At 73.8% G+C, this 3,266-nt stretch carries 3 protein-coding genes and 1 pseudogene; 1 reads left to right on the plus strand and 3 read right to left on the minus strand.

Features of this window, described 5'->3' with window-relative positions:
- On the minus strand, nt 1-1,102 hold a 1,102-nt coding region (locus tag PROKR_RS03485; protein ID WP_169736311.1), incomplete at its 3' end, for an acyltransferase family protein.
- Nucleotides 1,103-1,258: 156 nt separating this feature from the next.
- On the opposite strand from PROKR_RS03485, the gene manA reads away from it, so the two are divergent.
- A complete protein-coding gene (gene manA, locus PROKR_RS03490; RefSeq protein ID WP_051432632.1) occupies nt 1,259-2,509 on the plus strand; it encodes a mannose-6-phosphate isomerase, class I in 1,251 nt (416 codons plus the stop codon).
- A 143-nt stretch (nt 2,510-2,652) separates the two neighbouring features.
- On the opposite strand, the gene PROKR_RS03495 is transcribed toward manA, so the two are convergent.
- Both PROKR_RS03495 and PROKR_RS03500 read right to left on the minus strand, forming a co-directional pair.
- Complete coding sequence (locus tag PROKR_RS03495) at nt 2,653-3,015, minus strand: DUF3499 domain-containing protein (RefSeq protein ID WP_036959523.1); 363 nt, start codon at nt 3,013-3,015, stop codon at nt 2,653-2,655.
- 52 nt (nt 3,016-3,067) lie between these two features.
- Nucleotides 3,068-3,266: pseudogene (locus PROKR_RS03500) on the minus strand (UPF0104 family protein); the annotation flags it as partial.

Here is a 3,266-nt window from a genome sequence, read left to right on the forward strand (position 1 = left end):
CCAGCGCGAGCGCGACGGCGGTGGCCAGGCGGGGCGTGCCGGTGAACCGCCGGGCGGTGACCACCGGCCGCTCCACGAAGCGGTGGGTCAGCCAGGCCAGCACCGTCGACGTCGTGAAGATCACCACGGCCGCGAGCCAGTCCGGCCGCTCCGCGCCGGTCAGGTGGAGGTAGCCGATGAGCAGCGGCCAGTGCCACAGGTACAGCGGGAACGAGACGTCGGCGAGGAAGCGCAGTGGCGCGACTTCCAGCAGGCCGCGCGGACCCCACCGCGAGTCCGGCGCCGACCCGAGGATCACCAGCAGGGCGCCGCCGACGGGCCAGAGCGCCCACGGGCCGGGGAACAGGGCGACGCCGTCGAGCACGAAGCCGGAGGAGACGACCAGGGCGAGCCCGAGCCAGCCGAGCACGGGGCGCAGGGCGCCGGCGGGCTGCGCCCAGCCGAGGAGCAGGGCCAGGGCCGCACCGAGGCCGAGCTCCCAGAACCGGGTGCCCGAGTGGAAGTAGGCGAGAGGCTGGTCGACGGCGCCTACGCGGATCGCGAACCAGAAGGACGCGGCCGTCGCGAGGACCACGAGCACGGCCAGCGCCGGCCGGAGCCAGCGGCGCGCGACGATGGCCAGGAGGAGCACGAGCGCCGGCCAGAGGAGCATGAACTGCCCCTGCACCGCCAGCGACCAGAAGTGCTGCAGCGGGCTCGCCGTCGGGCCCGCTGCCCCGTACGCGAGCTGCGAGTGGATCATCTCCCAGTTCAGCAGGTAGACCGCCGAGGCCCCGATCTCGCGCAGCGTGCTCTGCCACATCGCCTGCGGCAGGACCAGCACCATGATGGCCGCCGTCGCCGCCAGCACCACGAGCGAGGGGGCAGCGAGCCGGGAGAACGTGCGCCCGTAGTGCTCGGTCAGGCGCAGGTCCCCACGCTCCGCACGGCCGATCAGCGACCGGGTCACGAGGAAGCCCGTCAGGGCCAGGAAGACGTCGACGCCGCCCGAGACCCGGCCGTTGCCGAAGAGGTGGAAGAGGACGACGAGGACCAGGGCCAGCCCGCGCAGACCGTGGATCTCGGGGATGCGCCCCGCCCGGGGGACGGCTTCTGAGTGCACCAACGCATAGTAGGAGGCTGGTGTTGCGCCCGGGCAACCGGGCGCGGGCCCGGGCGTGCCGTGCCGGGTGAACGCCACGGTGCGGCCCCGTGTTCGCCCACGCCCTCACCAGAGGGTTCTCACAAATCGGTACGGCTGCCGGGCTATCCTGGCGCCGTGCTTGCCGTCGCCCGATTCCATGACCCGCTCCCGCTGACGAACACCATCCAGCGGTACGACTGGGGGTCGGTCGACGCGATCCCCAACCTGCTGCGTACCCAGCCGGACGGCGAGCCGCAGGCCGAGATGTGGCTCGGCGCCCACACCAGCGCCCCGTCCGTCAGCCGCATCACGCGCGCGGACGACGTCGACCACGTGGCCCTCGACCGCCTGGTCAGCGAGGCGCCCGTGCAGACGCTCGGCCACCGGGTCGCCGAGCAGTTCGGCCCGCGGCTGCCCTACCTGCTCAAGGTGCTGGCCGCGCGCAAGGCGCTGTCCCTGCAGGTGCACCCGTCGCCGCGGCAGGCCCGCGAGGGCTTCTCCCGCGAGAACAAGGCCGGGATGGCGCTCACGTCTGCCAAGCGGTCGTTCAAGGACGACCAGCACAAGCCCGAGATGATCGTCGCGCTCTCGCAGTTCGAGGGGCTGGCGGGCTTCCGCACGCCGCGCACCATCCTGGACGTCCTGGAAGGCCTGGCGGGCGACATGGTCGAGGGCGTGCGCGCCGCGCTGCTGCGTGACCGCAGCCACGACGGCATGCGGGACGCGTTCAACCATCTGCTCTCCGCGCGCGCCGACGAGGCCTGCGCGGCCGACATCGAGGCGACCCTCGACTCGGTGCGGGCCCGCCTGGCGGCCGGCTCGCCGTTCGAGCGCGCCGACCGCACCGTCGTCGACCTCGCCGAGCAGCACCCCGGCGACCCCGGCGCCATCGCGTCCCTCATGCTCAACCGGTTCTCGCTCGAGCCTGGCGAGGCGGCGTTCACGCCCGCCGGCGTGGTGCACGCCTACCTGTCCGGCGTGGGCATCGAGATCATGGCGAGCTCCGACAACGTGCTCCGGGCGGGCCTGACGACCAAGCTGGTGGACGAGGAGAACCTCGTCGCCTGCACCGTCTTCGCCCCGCAGCAGCCCGCCGCCCCCGAGGTGACGACGGCGGGCGGCCGCGGCCAGGTGCGCACCTACCGCGTGCCGGTCACGGAGTTCGCGCTCACGACCGCCGACGTCGACCCGTCGGAGCCCGTGGCGCTGCCCGCGACGGGGCCGCGCATCCTGCTGTGCCTCGACGGCGAGCTGACGCTCACGGCGGACCGCTCCGAGGACGGGCCGCAGCGCCTGACCCAGGGCGAGTCGGTCTTCGTGCCGCACGACGCCGGCAACCTGGAGCTGACCGGCGCGGGCCACGCCGTCTGCGCCTGGGTCCCCTGAGCTGCCGGCGCGGGGCTTGCCGACCCCGCGATCAGGGTGGTCGGCAGAATGTCAGGTGGTCGGCACCCCGGGGTGCCGACCACCTGACATTCTGCCGACCGATCGATCTTCTGCCGACCTAGCCGCACGGTCAGGCAGCGGGGTCAGGCCGAGTTGTCGTCGTCCGCGCGCAGCACCCGCAGGTGGCCGCGCCTGGCCGTCTCGGTCACCGTGGACGGCTCCGCCGGACGACGACGGCGGCCCGCCTCGCGGACGGCGTCGGCCAGCGCGGAGAGGTCGTCGGGGCTCGGCCCCGCGTCCTCGAACTCGGGCATGAGGCGGACCACCTCCCACCCGCGCGGCGCGGTCAGCCGCTCGGCGTGCTCCGCGCACAGGTCGTAGCTGTGGGGCTCGGCCAGGTGCGCCAGCGGACCCAGGACCGCGGTCGAGTCCGCGTACACGTACGTGAGCGTCGCCACGGCCGCATTGGTGCAGGCCGAGCGCGAACACTGTCTCACCGATCTCACTCGCCGAGACTACGCCGCTGACCGGGTAGGACGTGCCGAACACGCCGGGCATTCACGGGCGTAACGGCGGGGAACCGGCATGAATTCTCCGCGCGGACCGGGCGAGCAGCAGGCCGGCACCCGCGAACGCGAGGTCGACCACCGTCAGGACGACCCGGCTGACCAGCACCGTGAGCCCCGCGGACGGGCTGGCAAGCGACCCGGCGAGCACCGCCGCGAGCACCACCTCGCGCACGCCGGCGCCGGCCGGC

Source organism: Promicromonospora kroppenstedtii DSM 19349, from assembly GCF_000515355.1.
Taxonomy (GTDB): Bacteria; Actinomycetota; Actinomycetes; order Actinomycetales; family Cellulomonadaceae; genus Promicromonospora; species Promicromonospora kroppenstedtii.